The following is a 19,256-nucleotide window of genomic DNA, read 5'->3' as shown; positions in this document are numbered from 1 at the left end:
ACGGGCAGAACACTTGCAACCGTGGCTGCATGAGTACAACTGGCATCGTCCTCATGCAAGTCTGGGCTATAAGCCCCCCATCAGTCGTCTTCAATCTGTGAACAACCTGGTGGGTTTACACAGCTAGATGGACTGCTCTTCGCCACCCAGGGCGGCAAACAGCGCCGGGATGAACTGGGCCAGCTCGGCGGTCACCAGGGCGAAGTCCGCATCCAGACGGGCGGCGGGATCTTCGCTGGTCACGTCGTCGTTCTGCTCGCGCAGCTCTTCGCTGAACTTGAGACGCTTGATGGAGATGTCGTCCCCCAGCACGAAGCTCAGGGTCTCGCCCCAATTCAGAGCCAGCTTGGTCACCAGCTTGTCGTTGGCCAGGTGGTTCTTGATCTCATCGGTCATCAGATCCTGCTGCTTGCAGCGGATGATGCCACCGTGCTCCATGGCACTGCGCAGCTCGGCTTCGTCTTCCAGCGCGAAGGAGGCGGGCAGATTGCCCTCGCTCAGCCACTCAGTCATGGTGATCTCGGGCGGGTTCTTGAGGGCCACGGGCACCACGGGCAGGGTGCCTATGCTCTTGCGCAGCAGGGCCAGCAGATCGTCCGCCTTCTTGGCGGAGCCCGCGTCCACCACCATCAGATTGTCGGCCGGATTGATCCAGGCGAAGGTCTGGCTGGTACGACTGAAGGCGCGGGGCAGCAGGGTGTGGAGTATCTCCTCCTTCAGCGCTTCCTTCTCTTTCTTCTTGAGGGCGCGGCCCTGCTCGAATTCGATCGCTTCTACCTTCTCCGCCAGCATCTCCTTGATGACGGTACCCGGCAGCATCTTCTCTTCCTTGCGGGCACAGATGAGGATGTGGCCTGAGGCGGAGTGGGTCAGGGTCGAACCGAATTTGCCAAGGGGCTTGACCCAACCGAACCGGGACATGTCCTGACTGCCGCAAGGGGTGAAGGCACAGGCCTCGAGCTGGGTTTCCAGCTGATCCACTGTCAGGTCAAAGGGGCGGGTAAAGCGATAAATCTGCAGGTTTTTAAACCACATGGCGTCCTCGGTCTCATAGATTGTCCGGCGGGCATTGTACTAGAGAGGCGCTTTGTGATCAGCCAATCATTCTCGTAAAAAAAGGACGATCGAGTTCACAGGGAGTCATGTTCGTCCCCAACCCTGTCATCAAAGTCCCCTAGACTGCGGGTGTTCAGATTGTTAACAAGGATGCAAATATGTTGAGGCCGAGTCAGTCAGAGGACATGGAAGAGATCGTCGAAATCTGGTTGCTGGCCTCCCTGCAGGCTCACGATTTCGTCGATGCCTCCTGCTGGTGGCAGGCCCAGGAAGATCTGCGCACCCGCTATCTCGACCACGCCCGCATCTGGGTATTTGAGGAGCGCGGCGAGCTGCTCGGCTTCATGGCACTGGTGGATGACTATCTTGCCGCCCTGTTCGTGCGCCCCGACCGGCAGGGACGCGGCGTGGGCCATGCCCTGCTGCAGGAGGCCAAGTTGCAGGGGGCCAGGCTGCATGCGCGGGTGTTCGTGGAAAACGATCAGGCGGTGCGCTTCTACCGCCGCCACGGCTTCGTGATCCAGGGGGAGGAGTTCGATCCCCTCACCGGCCATCCCCAGTACAAGATGTGTTGCGAGCCCGCCTGAATCTGACGCCACCGGCCTGTTTTGCTTGAAAAAAGGGTGGCGTATCCTCATCTTGTCTGCATTGGGTGCCGTGGGCACCGCTCCTCCATTTCGAGCCGTTTTCTCATGAAGATCCTGCACACAGCCGACTGGCACCTTGGCCATCAACTCCATGGCCATGAACGCCGTTTCGAACACGACGCCTTTCTCGACTGGTTGACCGACACCATCAAGCAGCGGCAGATCGACGCCCTGCTGGTGGCGGGCGATCTGTTCGACACCGCCAACCCTCCCGCCAGCGCCTGGCAGCAGCTCTATCGCTTCCTGGCCAGGCTGCGGGCCGAGATGCCCCACCTCAACATGGTGCTGATCGGCGGCAACCACGACTCCCCCTCCAAGCTGGATGCCCCTCACGAACTGCTGCGCGCCTTTGATCTGCATCTGGTGGGCAGCATCAGCCGTGACAGTGAGGGCAAGCTTGAGACCGACCGCCTACTGGTGCCGCTGCAAGACAGGGAAGGCAAGGTGGCCGCCTGGTGCGCTGCCGTCCCCTTCCTGCGCAGCAGCGACCTGAGGGTTGAACAGCTTGAAGAGGGTCAGGATCGGCTGATTGAAGGGGTACGGCGGGTCTATGAAGAGGTATTGGCACAAGGTCGCGCGCGCTGCGAACCCGAGCAGGCACTGATCGCTATGGGCCACGCCTATCTGGCGGCAGGTCAGCTCTCCGAGCTTTCAGAGCGGCGGGTACTCGGCGGCAACCAGCATGCCCTGCCTGCCAATATTTTTGCCAGCGCCGACTACACGGCGCTCGGTCACCTCCATCTGGCCCAGAGCCCGGCCGAGGGTGTTCACTACAGCGGCTCGCCTTTGCCGCTCTCGTTGGCCGAGGCCAACTACAACCATCAGGTGCTGGAAGTGACGTTTGAGGGGGCCAAATTGGTGGGTCTGGAGCGGATCCCTGTGCCCCGCGCGGTGGAGATGATCCGCCTGCCCGAGAGCGAACTGGAAGGGGCGCTCAAGGCTATAGAGGCCTTGTCCCTGCCAGCGCTGCCCAGCGAGGCTCAACCCTTCCTCGAAGTACGACTGCTGCTGCCCAGACCCGAGGCCCGCATCCGCGAGCGCATCTTGGCGGCGCTAGCGGGCAAGCCGGTACGCCTGGCCCGTATCAGTACCCGCTATCTGGGCTCTGGCCAGGGGCTGGCCGATGGCCAGAACCAGCGCAGGCTGGATGAGCTCTCCCCCACTGAGGTGTTCAGGCTCTGCTATCAGCGCCAGTTTGACGGTGAACCCGAGGCCGAACTGGTCGCCTCGTTTGAAGAGATATTGCAACAGGTGAAGGAGTCCGGCGCATGAAGATCCTGTCCCTCAGCGGTGAGAACCTGGCCAGCCTGACCGGGGCCTTCACCATCGACTTTACCAAGGGGGCGCTCGGCGCCGCAGGGCTGTTTGCCATCACGGGCAACACGGGTGCCGGCAAGAGCACATTGCTCGATGCCATCTGTCTGGCGCTGTACGACGAGATGCCGCGCTTCATCGCCAATCGCAAGCACGTGGCCGAGGTGGGCCGAGCGGATGACGAGGAGAAGCTCAAAGCCAACGACGTGCGGGGCATCCTCAGTCGCGGCCACGCCAGCGGCTGTGCCGAGGTACGGTTTCGCGGCTGCGATGGCCGTATCTGGCTGGCCCGCTGGGCGGTGCGCCGGGCGCGCAACCGTTCCGAGGGGCGTTTTCAGGCCCAGGAGCGCAGCCTGACCGACGTGGCGTCGGGTCAGGTCTTCTCCGGCAGCAAGCGGGAGCTGCAGGATCGCATCGATGAACTGGTGGGGCTCTCCTGGGAGCAGTTTCGCCGCGCCGTTATCCTGCCCCAGGGGGAGTTTGCCGCGTTTCTCAAATCGAGTGCCGACGAGCGCTCCGCCCTGCTCGAACGGATGACAGGCACCGAGCTCTATTCCGCCATCTCTATCCAGACCCATGAACGGGCGCGGGAGGAGCAGCACAAATTGGCCGCCATCGGGCAACGGCTCGGCGACGTGGCGCTGATGGACGAGGCGACCCGCGAGCAGTGGGTCGCCCAGCAGTTGGCACTCTCCACCAGCCTCAAGCACGAGCAGCAGCAGCGCCAGCTGTTGCAGGACTTGCGGGACCTCAACGATCGCATCGCCGCCCAGTTGCTGGCCTGCGAGGAGGGGCAGACGGCACTGGCCGCTGCAGAAGCGGCTCATGCCCAGGGGGCTCCCGAACGGGAGGAGTTTGGCCGCGCTGAGCAGGCCCAGGTGGCCCGCGCCGATCACGATGAACTTGCTCGCCTCACCCTGGAAGTGCAGCAGCAAGAGCAGCTCATTGGCCAGCTGGGCCCCGAGCTCGAACAGGTCGAGCAGACCCAGCAGCAGGCCGCGCTGCGCGAGCAACAACTGCTTGCCGACAAGATAGCCGCCGAGCGCGAATGGGGGGCGCTGCAACCCGAACTCAAGCGGGCGCAGGAGCTCGATACCCGCATCAGGGAGAAGAGCAGCCAGTTGCAGGAAGTTCAGCAGCAGGGGGCGCAGGCCCGCGCGCTGCAAGTCGCTCTGCAACAGGAGTGGCAACAGCAGGCGAGCCGGGTGCAGGCGCTCGAGGTGCGGCGTCAGCAATGGGCGCTCTGGCTCGAGGAGCGCAAGACGCTGGCCCCCCTGGCACGCCAGTGGCAACCCCTGCTGGCGGCCATGCAGGATTGGGCCGAGGGTCGGGATCAACTGCAACATCTGCTGCAAAGCCGTGAGCACAAGAGCCATGCCCTGCGGGATCTCAACAGCCGGCTGGAGCAGGGACAGCAGGAGCGGGACTACTGGCAGCAGGAGCGCGCCCGGCTGCAACAGCAGCACGACCAGTTGCAGGCGCAGGAGTGGGATGGTCAGGTCGCCAAGGCGCAGGAGCAGCGTCAGACCCAGACCGAACAGCTGGCACGGGTGCGCCAATTGCTGGAGCTGGCGGAGGCAGGCCGTAATCACAGCGAGCAACAGGAGCGCTTGTTGCAAGAGATGGCACTGCTCGAGCAACATCTGCACCGATTGGCCATCCAGCACGAGGAGCTGGTACCTGCGCTGGAGCGACTCGGGCTTCAGCGTGACGAGGCGCGTCATGCGCTGGATCAGGCCCGTGCCGTCGCCAGCTTCGAGCAGTATCGCCACGTGCTCAGCGATGGCATGCCTTGCCCGCTGTGTGGCGCAGAGGAGCATCCCTATCGCCAGAGTCAGCCGCAGGTGGCCGGTATCCTGGCCCAGCTGGCCGAGCGTGCCCGCCAGCTGGAGCTGGAGTGGGAGCGGCTCAATCATCAACATATTCAGGGAGAGAGCGAGCGCGTCGAGCTGACTCGTCAGCTGGTTGCCCGCCAGCAACACCAACCCGAGCTGGAGGCAAGAGCCGAACAGCTGACCCAGCGCTGGTTGCAGTGGGGTGGTGAGACCTTGTTGGGCCACGGTCTGCCCTTGCGGCAAAGCCCCGCGGAGTGGGCAGATCTGCTGGCGCATCTCTTGGCACAGGGGGAGGCGCTGGAGCTGGGTCTGGTGGCCGGACAGCGACAGCTGCAACAGGCCCAGCAAGGTCAGCAGATGCTGATGGGGCTGCGCAATCAGCTGACTCAGCTCACAACCCGTCATCAGCAGTTTGAGCAGCAGTGGCAGGAGGCCGAGCGGCAGAAGATAGAGTGGGAGGCCGAGCTCAAAGCGCTGGCCGAGCAGGAAGTCACGCTGCGCCAGCGCCTGGTTCAGGGTGAAACCCGGCTCGATGAACAGATGGGGGCCGAACCCTGGCGTCAATGGCTCGGCAGTCGGCAGTGGCTCGAATGGCAGCAGACCTGTGAGGCCTATCTGCACGGACAGCGCGAGTGGGAGCAGCTGGGCAGCGAACTTGCCAGCCTGACCCCGGCGCTCAGTGCGCAGGAGGCAAGGGTTCAGAGCCAGAATGAACAGCTGCACAAGCTGGAGCGCGACTACAAGGAGGCCGAGCAACAGCGCCAGGGACTGCTGGTCAGCCGCGAGGCGTGTCTTGGGGGACGTGCCATCGCCGAGGTCGAGGGCGAGTGGCAGCAGCGACTTTCACGGGGAGCCAATCAACTCGAAGAGGCGGTGGGCGCACTGCGGGCCGCAAGGGAGCGACAGACAGAGCTCAAGACACGGTTGACCCATCTTGAGCAGGACAAACAGGTGAGCAGTCGCCGCCGCCGCGAGGTACTGGGGCGCTGGGCTGCCCATGCTACCAGGCTCGGGATTGCCGAATATGATCTGCGCCGATTGCTGGCCATCCATCCGGAGGAGCTCAAGGCCCGCCGCACAGCCCTGCAGGGGCTGGATGATGCCCTAGCCGAGGCGCGCACCCGGCTGGCCGAACGCCAACGGGCGCTGGCGCTGGAGGAGGTGAAACGGGAGCGTTATCGTGAGCATCACGGTGACCTGACGGCGCTCTCCACCGAGGCCCTTGCCGAGCGTCTTGGCGCTTGCGAGGCCCATTGTCGCGAGCTGGAGGAGCAGCTATTCCAGTGCAAGAGTACCTTGGCCCAGGCCGAGGCGGCGGCCCTCAAGGCTGGCTCCTTGCAAGAGGAGCTGAGTCGCCAGCAGGCGGTGACGGATCACTGGCAGCAGCTGTCCGAGCTTATCGGTTCCGCCAGCGGCGCCAAGCTGCGCACCTTCGCCCAGAGCCTCACCCTGGAGCGTCTGCTGTTGGAGGCCAATGCCCAGCTCGGCGAGCTATCGCCGCGCTATCGACTGGAGCGGGTACCCGGCACGGATCTGGCGCTGCAGGTGGTGGATCTCGACATGGGGGACGAGGTGCGCTCTGTGGACTCCCTCTCCGGCGGCGAGAGCTTCCTGGTATCGCTGGCGCTGGCGCTAGCGCTCTCCAGCCTATCGTCGCGCCAGACCCAGGTCGAGTCGCTGTTTATCGATGAGGGCTTCGGCACCCTGGATCCGGACAGCCTAGATCTCGCGCTCTCCAGCCTCGACTCCCTGCAGGCGGCCGGCCGCCAGATAGGCATCATCTCCCATGTGCAGACCCTGGTGGAGCGGATCGGTGTGCAAATTCGGGTCGAGGCCCTCGGTGGTGGTGAGAGTCGGGTGGTGTTGCCCTGATGGTGGCGTTTCAGCCATGGCAAAAGGCCCCTGTCAAAGGGGCCTTTTTGTTGGCGTGTTCAAGGCGGGTGCTTATTTTCGCTCGGGCAACATATTGGTCAAGGTGTTGTCCTTGAGCACATGATGGTGATAGATGGCTGCCGCCGCATGCAGGGCGATCAGCGCATAGCCTATGTTGGCCAGCGTTTCGTGCAGATCCTTGATCGTCCCCTTCAGACCATCATCCGGCGCGAGCAGGGCGGGCAGCTCAAATCCGAAGAAGGGGATGGGCTTGCCGCCTGCGCTGAGGAGCAACCAACCCAGCAGCGGAGCAAGGATGAGAAAACCGTACAGTGCCAGATGAGCGAGGTGACCCAGTGTTCGCATCAGGGGTGACAGGGTGGGCACTATGCGGGGTGACGGGCTGCTAAAGCGCACCAGCAGCCGTACGACGACCAGCGCCAGGATCAACAAGCCCACCATGAAGTGCCACTCCTTCATCAGGTCACGACCGGCCGAGCCCTTGGGGAAAATATCCCTGAACTCCATCAATGCGTAGACGGCCATCATCAATAGCAGGGTTAACCAGTGCAGCCCGATACTCAGGCTGCCATAACGCTGTTCGGTATTTTTCAACATGCTCGTGTCCTTCTCGGGGCGCTCATTGCATCACGTTTATCTCGTTGGGCGGGCTTGGGATGGCCGGACCTTGGTGTATCCCTTTCCATGTTACTAGGCTTGTCCGGGTAAATATTGATCCAGATAACCTTTTAACAATGAATGCTCATTTCTCTAGCTATCGTCTCACCTTTCATCACGGGGCTATGCTTTTTGTAACGCAGCCATTGTGGTGGTGTCGAGAAGGGTGAACTCATGAAAAATCTTGGTTTTGGGGCTGTACTCCTGTTCATGCTGGGGACCACGCTGTTGGGTATGACAGGGGTCGGCAATACGCGTCTTGCTGCGGCAGAGCCTGAGCACACTGCCCGCTTCTCGGCATATCTTGGCCTGTTGCCGGGTCTTATTGATTCCAACGGGACCGGTCCTTTCGTCGATCTGGTCAAGGCTATCGCCGATCTGGATGACGGGGTCGAGGTGAGTGTGGAGGTATATCCCATGCCCCGGGCGACCCGCAGCGTGGTGGTGGGGGAAGCGGACTTCAATCTGCCCGCACTGCGTAACCCCTATATTGATGAATCCATGCTCCCCTATCGCTTCAGTTCTGTGACTTTTGGCAAGGTAACTCATGTGCTCTACAGCAGCAGTGCTACGCCCGTTACACCCGCTATGGTGTTCGGTTATGAGTACACCAAGCGCGATCTGCTCATCGAGGGGGTGAGCGACTTCTGGCCCTTCTCGGTCAAGCGTTCCCTCTCAATCGAGCAGTCCCTTGGCAAACTGAGCAGGGGCCGTATCGACGCCTTTCTCTGGGCGCAGGAGGAGGCCGATTTTGCATTGAGGAAGATGGGGCTGACCAATATCCACCGCGTCTATTTCGGCGAGTTCGACGATGTGTTTATTATCCCGAAAGGAGAGAAGGGGGATAGGGTGGACCGTTTCCTGACACAGTCCATCGGCAAGCTCAAGGCCTCCGGTCAGCTGGACAAGATCTACTCTGCCATCCACGGCCCCTATCAGGAGTGGCAACCGGGAGAGAACACTGCGACCAAGGTGGTCCGAGAGGCTCAATAAGCGGATTTACCCAGCCTGCGGACTCACTTACTGTTGAGCGAAATATTGGTAAGGGAAATACCTTGAACATATCCGAGTCAGCGATATTGAGCGAACTGCAGCAGATCCTGTTTCGATCCTTTGATGTGATCCCGATACCGATCCTCATTTCAGAGGCGGTCTGTGGTGATACTCTTGGCACAATACCAACAACCCTGTCGAACATTCCCATCAGGCACCATAGATTCGTGAATCAGGCCTTCTCGGCGCAGCTGGGTTACACCCTGGCCGATTTGCCGGATATGACAGCCTGGTTCGCGACTGTCTATCACGATGAGCAGACCAGAACTCAAGCCATCCAGGACTGGAATCAGGTTGTCATGACCAGTCTGGCCAACGGCTCTGCCGTGGCGGAGATGTCTACCCGGATCTACTGCAAGAATGGCCAGCGCCGCTGGTTTACCATCACAGCCCAATTGACGGCCGATGCCATGCCAGGCTGGCACATAGTGACGTTTCGCGACATTCACGATCTGCACTGCATGATAGAGGAGATCAGTCGCCTCTCCTGTACCGACCCACTGACAGAACTCAGCAACCGGCGCGGAGCCGAGCAGCAGCTGCAGGCGCACTGGCTGCAGGGGCGACCTTTGTCAGTGATTCTATGCGATGTTGATCACTTCAAGCAGGTCAACGATCGATATGGTCATCCCGCCGGGGATGCGGCCTTGTGTGGGGTTGCCCGCATCATGGAGGAGCAGTTGCAGGGAAAGGAGTGTCTGGCGCGCTGGGGAGGGGAGGAGTTCCTGCTGATCCTGCCGGGAGCGGATGCCTCCCGGGCGGTCTCGCTAGCCGAGCAACTGCGACAGCAGTTGTCTGCCAGTCAGATCAATTGGCACCATCACCATTTCTCACTAACGATGAGTTTTGGCTGCGCCACGCTGACGACGGGACAAAGCCTCGACAACCTGTTGCTGGTGGCGGACAGGGCGCTGTATCAGGCGAAGGCGCAGGGGCGAAACCGGGTGTTGTTTGGCAAGGAGTAGTCGGTATTCACTGCCATTTTTTCATAAAAAAACCGAAGCACATGGCTTCGGTTTTTCGTTGCAGCGACTGGCTTGAGCCAGCCGTGCATTATTTTTTGATGCGGATCACCGGGGTCTCGCCCACAGTCACGGCACCTGTCATCTTGATCAGTTCTTTGATCTCATCCATGTTGGAGATGACAACCGGCGTCAGGGTAGACTTGGCTTTCGCTTCCAGAATGGCCAGATCGAACTCGATGATAGTGTCGCCGCGCTTGACCTTTTGACCTTCCTGAGCGATGCGGGTGAAGCCTTCGCCTTTCAGTTCAACGGTATCGATACCGAAGTGAACGAACAGCTCGATACCAGAGTCGGATTCCAGCGAGAACGCGTGGTTGGTCTCGAAGATCTTGCCGATGGTACCATCGCACGGTGCAACCATCTTGTTGCCAGCCGGCTTGATGGCGATACCGTCGCCGACGATCTTCTCGGCGAAGACAACGTCAGGCACATCTTCGATCGGTACGATTTCACCTGACAGCGGGGCAAAAATTTCGATGCCACCTGTATCAGAGCTATCGTCGGAAACCAGTTTCTTCAGTTTATCAAACAGACCCATAGTAAAAGCTCCTAGAGATGATTGTCGCTGTTTGCAGCCGATCTTAGCAGACTGCCTTCTGCTTAATAAAGTTATCTACACAGGCTTCGATTTCGGCGGCGGTTGCATAGCTCAGAGCCTGGTCAGCCATTGCCTTCACATCTTCGAAGTTGGTGTTGCGGATAAGCTTCTTGATACGCGGTACAGAGATGGAGCTCATGGAGAACTCATCCAGACCCATACCCAGCAGCAGCAGTGTGGCGCGTTCGTCACCAGCCAGCTCACCACACATACCGGTCCACTTGCCATTGTCATGGGAAGCGTCGATAACCATCTTGATCAGCGTCAGGACGGAGGGTGACAGCGGGTTGTACATGGCGGAGATCATCTCGTTACCACGGTCGACTGCCAGGGTGTACTGGGTCAGGTCGTTGGTACCGATACTGAAGAAATCCACTTCTTTAGCCAGATGATGAGCCATCACGGCCGCAGCCGGAGTCTCGATCATGATACCCACTTCGATGGATTCATCAAAGGCTTTGCCTTCGGTGCGCAGTTCGGCTTTCAGCGTCTCTACGGTGGCCTTGAGGCTGCGGAACTCTTCGACGGAGATGATCATCGGGAACATGATGCGCAGTTTGCCAAAGGCAGAGGCACGCAAAATGGCCCGCAGCTGGGCATGCATGATGTCTTCGCGATCGAAGAAAATACGCACGGCACGCCAGCCCAGGAAGGGGTTCATCTCTTTCGGGAAATTCATGTACGGCAGTTCTTTGTCGCCGCCAATGTCCATGGTACGGACAATGATCGGCTGATCCGGCATGGCCTCTGCCACTTCTTTGTAGGCCTTGAACTGCTCGTCTTCGGTCGGCAGCGCATCGCGATCCATGAACAGGAACTCGGTACGGTACAGACCCACGCCTTCGGCGCCATTGCGGATGGCACCTTCGGTATCCTTGACGGTACCTATGTTGGCGCAGACTTCGACCTGGTGACCATCCAGGGTGATGGCAGGCAGGTCTTTCAGCTTGGCCAGCTCATCTTTCTCAGCCTGGAACTGGGCCTGGAATTGCTTGGCTTCGTTCAGCTGTTCAGCGGTCGGGTTGATGATGATCTGGTTGTTGATCGCATCCAGTATCAGCATCTCGCCATTGTTGACGCGCTCTGTGATGTCGTTGGTGCCCACTATGGCCGGCAGCTCCAGGGAGCGCGCCATGATGGAGGTGTGAGAGGTACGGCCACCGATATCGGTAACGAAACCCAACACATATTTCAGGTTGATCTGGGCAGTTTCGGACGGAGTCAGGTCTTTGGCGACCAGGATGACTTCTTCGTCTATGGTGCTCAGATTGACAACGGCGATGCCCAGCACGTTCTTCACCAGACGGGTGCCGATGTCACGGAAGTCGGTGGCGCGCTCGCGCAGGTAGGGATCGTCCAGATCGGCCATCATCTTGGCGTATTGCTCGATGACCTCGTAGACGGCCTTATCAGCGGTGGCCTTGTTGTCTTTGATGAAGGATCTGATATCCCCTTCCAGCTCCTCATCTTCGAGCAGCATGATGTGGCCTTCGAAGATGGCCTCTTTTTCCTCACCGAAGGTGCGACCAGCCATGGCTTTGATGGCTTCCAGCTGTGCAGCTGACTTGGTGCGGGCTTCGAGGAAGCGGTTGATCTCGGCGTCAATCTGGTCAGCAGAAATCTTGCCCTGATTGATAACGATTTCATCTTCTTTAAGAAGAAGCGCCTTACCGAATGCGATACCGGGGGACGCAAGAATGCCAGATATCATAATCCTTCCTATTAAAACGACTGTGGGGGAGGAATAAAGCTGGATTACTCCAGCTCGTCCATCAGGGCAACCAGCTTCTCAACGGCTTTCTGAGCGTCCGGGCCGTCGGCCTGGATGGTCACGTTGGTGCCTTTGGTCAGGCCCAGGGTCTGCAGCTTGAACAGGCTCTTGGCGCTGGCGGATTTGCCACCGGAGACCACAGTGATCTCGCTTTGGAATTCTTTGGCTTCTTTCACGAACTGAGCTGCCGGACGGGTGTGCAGGCCGTTTTCAGCAGTGATAACAACAGACTTCTCGTACATGGTTTCACCCCATATTATTGATATTTTTTGGAGAGATGGATGCTTTTGACGCTTCCTTGTCTCACCGTGTCAGTATGGATATGTTGTAAAGTAACGAAATCAGACCTGCAATGGTTTAATCCAGGTCAATTTTCTGTGCAGTATTCGGTGTTTGCCGCTACTCTTTTCCGTTATCGCGCTACAAGCCGCAGAAATACTGGCTTGAAATTATTTTATAACGAAAAATAACACTTTGTTACTTTGTGATACCTAGTCGGCAAACACCTCGTGACGCCGCACAGGATATGAAATTTATCACAGGATGTCTGCTTTTTTTGTCACTCGTTTGTTTGTTATTTTACCCCAAAAAATAAGGGGCCGAGTGGCGCTGCCAAGTGCTCAGTTTAGCTCATAAAGAAACGGCGCTCCTGGGAGCGCCGTTGTTTTGAAATTATCCGATCACTTACTGCTGCAACTCCTGCTCGCTGAACACGCCGGCAAACAGCGCGCTGGAGAGATAACGCTCGGCGGCGCTCGGCAGTATGACGACGATTGTCTTGTCGGCAAATTCCGGCAGCTCGGCCAGACGGGCGGCAGCCACGACGGCTGCCCCGGAGCTGATACCGGCCAGAATGCCTTCCTCTTCCATCAGACGGCGCGCCATCTCGATGGCATCATCGCTGCTCACCTGTTCGACGCGGTCCAGCAGGGTCAGGTCCAGGTTGCCCGGGATGAAGCCGGCACCAATGCCCTGGATCTTGTGGGGACCCGGTTTGATTTCGAGACCGGCCAGACGCTGGCTGATCACCGGTGATTCGCTTGGCTCGACGGCCACCGAGATCACGGCCTTGCCTTTGGTCTGCTTCAGGTAGCGGGAGACACCGGTAATGGTGCCACCTGTACCTACACCAGCCACGAATACATCTACCTGACCGTCGGTGGCATCCCAAATCTCGGGGCCAGTGGTCTTCTCGTGGATTTCCGGGTTGGCGGGGTTTTCAAACTGTTGCAGCAAAACATATCTGCCCGGCTCGGATTCGAGGATCTCGTTGGCCTTGGCGATAGCGCCTTTCATGCCAAGAGGGCCTTCGGTCAGCACCAGATTGGCACCGAGCGCCTTGAGCAGCTTGCGGCGCTCCAGGCTCATGGTGGCCGGCATGGTCAGGGTGATGGGATAGCCACGGGCGGCGGCCACAAATGCCAGAGCAATACCTGTGTTACCACTGGTGGGCTCGATGATCTCCTTGCCCTGGGTCAGTACGCCGCGCTTCTCGGCATCCCAGATCAGGTTGGCACCGATTCGGCACTTGACGCTGAAGCTCGGGTTGCGGCTTTCAATCTTGGCCAGTACGCGGCCCTTGGTAACACGGTTGAGTCGAACCAGCGGGGTGTGACCTATGGTCTGGCTGTTGTCCTCAAAAATTTTGCTCATGGTGCTATCCCTGTTTGTTACGGCGATGAAACAAGATTACCCTGTGGTTTCTGAATGAGAAGTGACGATTTGTTATAACAATATGTTATTACAAGATATAGAGCTTATTCTTTCTTACTGAGGCCTCGATCTCAAAAAGGTCTCTTATCGTCAAAGGAATGGACGTTATGGGATTTGCAGGAAGCGATCGCTATCTCGCCTCAGAGGCGCTGAAGATGGCGGTCAATGCGGCTATAGTGCTGGAAAAACCTTTACTTATCAAAGGTGAACCTGGCACTGGCAAGACAGAGCTGGCCGAGGCCGTGGCCAGTTCACTCGGCACTCACCTCATTGCCTGGCACATTAAATCCACCACCAAAGCCCAGCAGGGGCTCTACGAATATGATGCAGTGGCCCGGCTGCGCGATTCCCAGCTAGGGGATCCGCGAGTGGGAGATATCAGTCATTACATTCGCCAGGGCAAGCTGTGGCAGGCTTTTACCGCTGATGAGCGGCCCGTACTGCTTATCGACGAGATAGACAAGGCGGACATCGAATTCCCCAACGACCTGCTGCTGGAGCTGGATCGGATGGAGTTTGACGTCTACGAGACCGGCGAGCGGATCAAGGCCCGCCGGCGCCCCGTTGTCATCATCACCTCCAACAACGAAAAAGAGCTGCCGGATGCCTTCTTGCGTCGCTGCTTTTTTCACTACATTCGCTTTCCCGACAAGGCCGAGATGCAGGCCATCGTCAACCTGCACTATCCGAACCTGAAAGCGGCGTTGCTGGATGAGGCCATGACGCTTTTCTTCGAACTGCGGGAAGTGGAAGGGCTGCGCAAGAAGCCCTCTACCTCGGAGCTGCTGGACTGGATCCGGCTGCTGCTGGCCGATGATATCTCTCCCGAGGCAATGCGCACCCGCGAACCGGGCAAGCTGGTCCCGGCGCTATACGGCGCCCTGCTGAAGACGGAGCAGGACTTGCACCTGTTCGAGAAGCTGGCCTTCCTGGCCCGTCGCGGCAACTGACACCATGCTGATCGACTTTTTCAGCCAGCTGCGTCGCCACAAGATCCCCTGCAGTTTGCGCGAATTGCTGGACTTGCACGCCGCGCTGGCAGCCCGGCTGGTCAGTGTCGACATGGACGACTTCTATCAGCTCTCCCGCTGCCTGCTGGTCAAGGACGAGGCTCATTTTGATCGCTTCGACCGCGCCTTTGCCGAGTATTACGACGGTCTGCAGGCCAGCCCCTTGCTGCCCGACGCCTTACCTGATGAGTGGCTACGCAAGGAGTTCGAACGCTTGTTAAGTGCCGAAGAAAAAGCGCTGCTGCACTCTCTGGGTGGGCTCGACAAGCTGCTTGAGACCCTCAACCAGCGATTGGCGGAACAAAAAGAGCGCCATGCCGGCGGCAACAAGTGGGTGGGAACTGGCGGCAGCAGTCCGTTCGGTCACGGCGGATTTCATCCGGAAGGGATCCGCATGGGAGGAGAGGGCCAGCATGGCAAGGCGGTCAAGGTGTGGGAAGCCCGCCACTATCGCAACTTCAGCGACGACTCGCCCCTGGGCCAGCGTGCCATCCAGTTGGCCCTGCGCAAACTCAGACGCTGGGTGCGCAAGGGTAATCCTGACGAGCTGGATCTCGACGACACCATCAAGAGCACAGCTCGTCAGGGCTGGCTGGATGTGAAGCTGAGGCCCGAGCGCCACAATGGTGTCAAACTGCTGGTCTTCTTCGATGTGGGTGGCTCCATGGATGCCCACGTGGCCGAGGTGCAGCGGCTCTTCTCGGCGCTACGCCACGAGTTCAAGCATCTGGAGTATTTCTACTTTCACAACTGTCTCTACGACTTCGTCTGGCAAGACAACGCCCGTCGCTTCGAGGAGCGGTTCGACACCCTGAGATTGTTGCGCACCTACGGCAGCGACTACAGGGTGATTTTTGTGGGGGACGCCAAGATGGGTCCCTACGAGATCAGCTGGCCCGGCGGTGCCGTTGAGTACTGGAACGAGGAGGCGGGTCAGGTATGGCTCGCTCGCCTGCAGCAACACTTTCCCAGACTGGTGTGGATCAATCCCATCCCCAGGCGCGAGTGGCTCTGGCATCCCTCCATCAAGTTGATGAATGACGTGGTTGGCGGGCATATGCATCCGCTGACGCTGGCTGGTCTCGCCGCGGCGATCGATCAGTTGTAATGACCTCTCTACCCAAATAAACCAACAAGCCGGGATTGCACCCGGCCAGGAGCAAAGATGACTTCTATCGTGATCAGTGGATCAGGCCTCTATACCCCGCCTTTTGCCGTCAGCAATGAAGCGTTGGTGACCGCCTTCAACCAGTATGTGGACCTCTACAACGAGGAAAATGCCTCCGCCATCGATGCGGGTCAGCTGTCCGCCAAGCAGCACTCGAGCTGCGAATTCATCGAGAAGGCGTCCGGCATCAAGAGTCGCTATCTGGTGAGCAAGGAGGGGGTGCTGGACCCTGACATCATGCAGCCCTTGCTTCCCGAGCGGGCCGACGATCAGCCCTCCATCATGGTGGAGATGGCGGTCGCTGCCGCCGAGCAGGCGCTGATTGCCGCCGGCCGGGAGCCGGGTGAGATTGATCTGGTGATAGTGGCGGCTTCCAACATGCCAAGGCCCTATCCGGCGCTCTCCATCGAGTTGCAACACTATCTGGGGGCGAGCGGCATGGCCTTTGACATGAACGTGGCCTGCTCATCCGCTACCTTTGGCATCAAGACGGCGGCGGACATGCTGGCGGCAGGCACCGCCAAACTGGCGCTGGTAGTGAACCCGGAGATCTGCTCCGGGCACCTCAACTTTCGTGACAGGGACAGCCACTTCATCTTCGGCGATGCCTGTACCGCCGTGCTGCTGGAGCGGGAGGCCGATTGCAAGGTGGCCAACCCCTGGCAACTGGTGGCCAGCAAGCTGGTGACCCAGTACTCCAACAATATCCGCAACAACTTCGGCTTTTTGAACCGGCTCAGTCCGCGTACCCGTCATGGGGATGACAAACTGTTTCGCCAGCAGGGGCGCAAGGTGTTCAAGGAGGTGCTGCCGCTGGTGTGCGATCAGATTGTCAGTCAGCTGGATGAGCAGGGCTGGACGGCGGACTCCTTGAGCCGACTCTGGCTGCATCAGGCCAACCTCACCATGAACCAGTTTATCGGCCGCAAGCTGTTGGGCCACGATGCCAGCCAGCAGGAGGCGCCGGTCATTCTTGATAGCTATGGTAATACCAGCTCGGCGGGTTCCATCATCGCGTTTCATCTGTACAATCGCGACCTTCCTGCGGGGGCCCGTGGTGTACTCTGCTCGTTTGGCGCTGGCTATTCGATAGGGAGTCTGCTGCTGCGGCGCCGGTGAGGGGCGGGGGCATATCCCCTCCGTCATAACAATAAACAGCGGTCAGGGTGAAATCATGCAGAAAATCACGGGGCGCTGCGCCCTGCATTACGGGGTGACACTGTCACTCTTTTGCCTCTATGGGTGGCAGGTCTGTCCGTTTCTGGAAAGCCTGACCCTGCCTCGGCTGCTGGGGCCTGCCTTGCTGGTCTTCGCCATCATGTTCGCCGTGCGCGATCGGGTGTTGCACCGGCTGGCCCTGCCTGGCAGCGGGCTTGGCAGCTTCGGGCTGGAAGTGGGCTTCTACCTGCTTGGGGCGTTGCTGCTCTCGGGCTACAACGGCTTCATGCATGACTTCCCGCTGGAGAGTCACCTCAAGATCCTGTTGGGGATGACCACCCTGGGCTTTCTGGTGGCGGCGGACTTGTCGCTGGTGCGGGACTGGAACCTGGCCAAACTACGGGAGTATCAGGGCTCGCTGGTGCTGACCCGGCCGCTGGCCATGCCGGTTTCCCGCAAGTTCACTCTGTTTACTTTCACCACGCTCGCACTGTTGGGGGGTGTCTTTTTCCTACTGTTCAACAAGGACCTGGAGTGGTTGGCGACGGTGGACAGAGGCATGTCGCGGCTCGATGCCCAACACTACATATTGCTGGAAATCGCCTTCGTGATGGCGGTGACCTTCGGTTACCTCTGGCTGATTATTCGTGGCTATGGCCGTAATCTGACCCTCTCCCTGATGCACCAGACGCGCGCCATGGCGCAGGTGCAGTGTGGCGATCTGGATGCGCGGGTGCCGGTGACCCGGGATGATGAATTCGGCCTGATTGCCGCCAGCACCAACCAGATGATCGGCGAGCTGAAAGCACGCAGCGATGAGCTCAACCTGACCCGGGATGTGGCTATCCTCGGCCTTGCCTCGCTGGCAGAGACCCGGGACAACGAGACGGGCGCCCACATCATCCGTACCCAGCACTACGTCAAGGTGCTGGCCGAGTACCTGAGTCGCCACGACGGAGAGCGTTATCCACTGGATGACACCACCATAGACCTGCTATTCAAGTCGGCGCCGTTGCACGATGTGGGAAAGGTAGGCATTCCAGATGCCATCCTGCTCAAGCCGGGCAAGCTGACCGATGAAGAGTTCGCCATCATGAAGCGCCATCCCCAGATAGGGGCGGATGCGCTGGCCAGCGCCGAGGCTCAGCTTGGTTCTAACTCCTTTCTGCGGCTGGCGCGCGAAATTTCCCTCACCCACCACGAGAAGTGGGATGGCAGCGGTTACCCGGCCGGCCTGGCCGGAGAGCTTATCCCGCTATCTGGCCGCTTGATGGCGGTGGCGGATGTCTACGATGCCCTCATCTCGAAACGGGTCTACAAGCCCGCCTTCACCCATGAAGAGGCGAAAGCCATCATAGTGCAAGGGCGCGACAGCCATTTTGATCCTGGTATGGTCGATGCCTTCCTTGCCTGCGAGGGAGCCTTCAGGCAGATCGCCGCCGAACACAGGGATCAAGAGTGACAAAAAACACATCAGGGTGTTTTTTACTCAAATAGCGCCGAGATCAAGCAAATTCTATGGCGAGCACCTGGCAGCCGGGCTCTGTGATGCGAAAGCGTACGTTGAGATCAAACAGCCTGACGCCGTACTCCTTTTCGTCCGGCTTGCCTTTCTTGTAGGCGGGGCGAGGGTCCTGTGCCAGCACTTCGCTCACCAGCAGACGAAGCTCGGGGTGAGCCTTGAGCCAGGGTTGCAGCTGCAGCTCCGCTTCGGGGGTGAAGCTGACCACGAGAGGCGGGGTGGGGGCTTCGGGGGCAAAGCCGCCACGGGCGTCCGGCAGACTGTCGGCATAGGGAATATAGGGCTTGATATCGACGACAGGAGTGCCATCCAACAGATCCACGGCGCCGAGTTCCAGCCACAGTTTGCCACGCTCGCGACCAACGCCGTGCAGCTCGACTACTGAGAGACCCAGCGGGTTGGGGCGGAAGGTGGAGCGGGTGGCAAAGACTCCGACCCGTTCGTTGCCGCCCAGGCGCGGCGGACGTACCGTCGGGTGCCAGCCCTGATCCATGGTCTGGTGAAACACGAAGCTGAGCCACAGATGGGAGAACTGCTCTATGCCGCGCAGCACGTCCGGCTGATCGTAAGGAGGCAGCAGTTCGAGGCGGGCGCGGGCCGATTTGACCAGACCGGGCTGGCGGGGGATGGCGAACTTCTCCTTGTAGGGAGAGTGGATGATCCCGAGGGTGTCGATTTCGAACTTCATGGCGGATCCTGACTGAAAACTTCGGCAATTTAGCACAGGCAGCCTCAAAACGCAGGTTCTGCCTCGCTACGCTCATTTCCCGCGTCCTGTCGTGATCCCCGTCCCATACCGGCACTCTGGGAGCTGTACCCCGGCACCAACTTGCGTA

17 protein-coding genes are annotated in these 19,256 nt (G+C 59.5%); 10 read left to right on the top strand and 7 right to left on the bottom strand.

The window, feature by feature from the left end; genetic code table 11:
• On the top strand, nucleotides 1–127 hold a 127-nt coding region (locus tag GWQ31_RS04095), incomplete at its 5' end, for an integrase core domain-containing protein (protein ID WP_265421721.1).
• On the opposite strand, the gene rdgC is transcribed toward GWQ31_RS04095, so the two are convergent.
• A complete protein-coding gene (gene rdgC, locus GWQ31_RS04090) occupies nucleotides 124–1,035 on the bottom strand; it encodes a recombination-associated protein RdgC (protein WP_275908697.1) in 912 nt (303 codons plus the stop codon). The two genes, GWQ31_RS04095 and rdgC, sit on opposite strands and share 4 nt — an antisense overlap.
• 179 nt (nucleotides 1,036–1,214) lie before the next feature.
• On the opposite strand from rdgC, the gene GWQ31_RS04085 reads away from it, so the two are divergent.
• The 3 genes from GWQ31_RS04085 (at nucleotide 1,215) to GWQ31_RS04075 (ending at nucleotide 6,724) form a co-directional block, all read left to right on the top strand.
• On the top strand, nucleotides 1,215–1,643 hold the full coding sequence (locus tag GWQ31_RS04085) for a GNAT family N-acetyltransferase (RefSeq protein WP_042870995.1): 429 nt from the start codon (nucleotides 1,215–1,217) through the stop codon (nucleotides 1,641–1,643).
• Between the two features lie 105 nt (nucleotides 1,644–1,748).
• On the top strand, nucleotides 1,749–2,975 hold the full coding sequence (locus GWQ31_RS04080) for an exonuclease SbcCD subunit D C-terminal domain-containing protein (protein WP_275908696.1): 1,227 nt from the start codon (nucleotides 1,749–1,751) through the stop codon (nucleotides 2,973–2,975).
• The gene (locus tag GWQ31_RS04075; protein WP_275908695.1) at nucleotides 2,972–6,724 is read left to right on the top strand and encodes an AAA family ATPase; all 3,753 of its coding nucleotides are present in this window, start codon (nucleotides 2,972–2,974) and stop codon (nucleotides 6,722–6,724) included. Before GWQ31_RS04080 ends, GWQ31_RS04075 begins: the two co-directional genes overlap by 4 nt.
• A 72-nt stretch (nucleotides 6,725–6,796) precedes the next feature.
• Here GWQ31_RS04075 and GWQ31_RS04070 read toward each other — a convergent pair whose 3' ends face one another.
• Nucleotides 6,797–7,342, bottom strand: a complete 546-nt coding sequence (locus GWQ31_RS04070) for a cytochrome b (protein WP_111588146.1) — start codon at nucleotides 7,340–7,342, stop codon at nucleotides 6,797–6,799.
• A gap of 234 nt (nucleotides 7,343–7,576) precedes the next feature.
• Here GWQ31_RS04070 and GWQ31_RS04065 point away from each other — a divergent pair, with 234 nt between their 5' ends.
• Nucleotides 7,577–8,395: an ABC transporter substrate-binding protein gene (locus tag GWQ31_RS04065; protein WP_275908694.1), complete on the top strand. Its 819-nt coding sequence runs from the start codon at nucleotides 7,577–7,579 to the stop codon at nucleotides 8,393–8,395.
• Nucleotides 8,396–8,457: 62 nt separating this feature from the next.
• Entirely contained in the window at nucleotides 8,458–9,420 is a 963-nt protein-coding gene (locus tag GWQ31_RS04060) for a sensor domain-containing diguanylate cyclase (RefSeq protein WP_275908693.1), read from the top strand.
• 88 nt (nucleotides 9,421–9,508) lie between these two features.
• Here GWQ31_RS04060 and crr read toward each other — a convergent pair whose 3' ends face one another.
• The 4 genes from crr to cysK all read right to left on the bottom strand — a co-directional run bounded on the left by crr (nucleotide 9,509) and on the right by cysK (nucleotide 13,502).
• Entirely contained in the window at nucleotides 9,509–10,018 is a 510-nt protein-coding gene (gene crr / locus GWQ31_RS04055; RefSeq protein WP_005312365.1) for a PTS glucose transporter subunit IIA, read from the bottom strand.
• Between the two features lie 43 nt (nucleotides 10,019–10,061).
• The gene (gene ptsI / locus GWQ31_RS04050) at nucleotides 10,062–11,789 is read right to left on the bottom strand and encodes a phosphoenolpyruvate-protein phosphotransferase PtsI (RefSeq protein ID WP_265462491.1); all 1,728 of its coding nucleotides are present in this window, start codon (nucleotides 11,787–11,789) and stop codon (nucleotides 10,062–10,064) included.
• Nucleotides 11,790–11,833: 44 nt separating this feature from the next.
• Nucleotides 11,834–12,091 carry an HPr family phosphocarrier protein gene (locus tag GWQ31_RS04045; RefSeq protein ID WP_005303128.1) on the bottom strand — a complete coding sequence of 86 codons (258 nt, stop codon included), beginning with the start codon at nucleotides 12,089–12,091 and terminating at the stop codon, nucleotides 11,834–11,836.
• A gap of 442 nt (nucleotides 12,092–12,533) precedes the next feature.
• Nucleotides 12,534–13,502, bottom strand: coding sequence for a cysteine synthase A (cysK, locus tag GWQ31_RS04040; RefSeq protein WP_005312371.1), 969 nt, complete (start codon nucleotides 13,500–13,502; stop codon nucleotides 12,534–12,536).
• Between the two features lie 167 nt (nucleotides 13,503–13,669).
• Here cysK and GWQ31_RS04035 point away from each other — a divergent pair, with 167 nt between their 5' ends.
• Genes GWQ31_RS04035 through GWQ31_RS04020 form a run of 4 tightly spaced genes read left to right on the top strand, consistent with a single transcriptional unit; the run spans nucleotide 13,670 to nucleotide 18,360 of the window.
• Nucleotides 13,670–14,512, top strand: a complete 843-nt coding sequence (locus GWQ31_RS04035) for a MoxR family ATPase (protein WP_265434721.1) — start codon at nucleotides 13,670–13,672, stop codon at nucleotides 14,510–14,512.
• Nucleotides 14,513–14,516: 4 nt separating this feature from the next.
• The gene (locus tag GWQ31_RS04030; protein ID WP_275908692.1) at nucleotides 14,517–15,680 is read left to right on the top strand and encodes a VWA domain-containing protein; all 1,164 of its coding nucleotides are present in this window, start codon (nucleotides 14,517–14,519) and stop codon (nucleotides 15,678–15,680) included.
• Between the two features lie 57 nt (nucleotides 15,681–15,737).
• A complete protein-coding gene (locus tag GWQ31_RS04025; RefSeq protein ID WP_111588141.1) occupies nucleotides 15,738–16,859 on the top strand; it encodes a beta-ketoacyl-ACP synthase III in 1,122 nt (373 codons plus the stop codon).
• A gap of 55 nt (nucleotides 16,860–16,914) precedes the next feature.
• Nucleotides 16,915–18,360, top strand: a complete 1,446-nt coding sequence (locus GWQ31_RS04020; RefSeq protein WP_275908691.1) for an HD domain-containing phosphohydrolase — start codon at nucleotides 16,915–16,917, stop codon at nucleotides 18,358–18,360.
• A 43-nt stretch (nucleotides 18,361–18,403) separates the two neighbouring features.
• Here GWQ31_RS04020 and tsaA read toward each other — a convergent pair whose 3' ends face one another.
• The gene (tsaA, locus tag GWQ31_RS04015; RefSeq protein ID WP_275908690.1) at nucleotides 18,404–19,108 is read right to left on the bottom strand and encodes a tRNA (N6-threonylcarbamoyladenosine(37)-N6)-methyltransferase TrmO; all 705 of its coding nucleotides are present in this window, start codon (nucleotides 19,106–19,108) and stop codon (nucleotides 18,404–18,406) included.
• Between the last annotated feature and the right edge of the window lie 148 nt (nucleotides 19,109–19,256).

The sequence above is a fragment of the Aeromonas sp. 2MA4 genome (assembly GCF_029237305.1).
Classification (GTDB): Bacteria; Pseudomonadota; Gammaproteobacteria; order Enterobacterales; family Aeromonadaceae; genus Aeromonas; species Aeromonas salmonicida.
This window is presented reverse-complemented; position numbering and strand designations above follow the sequence as displayed.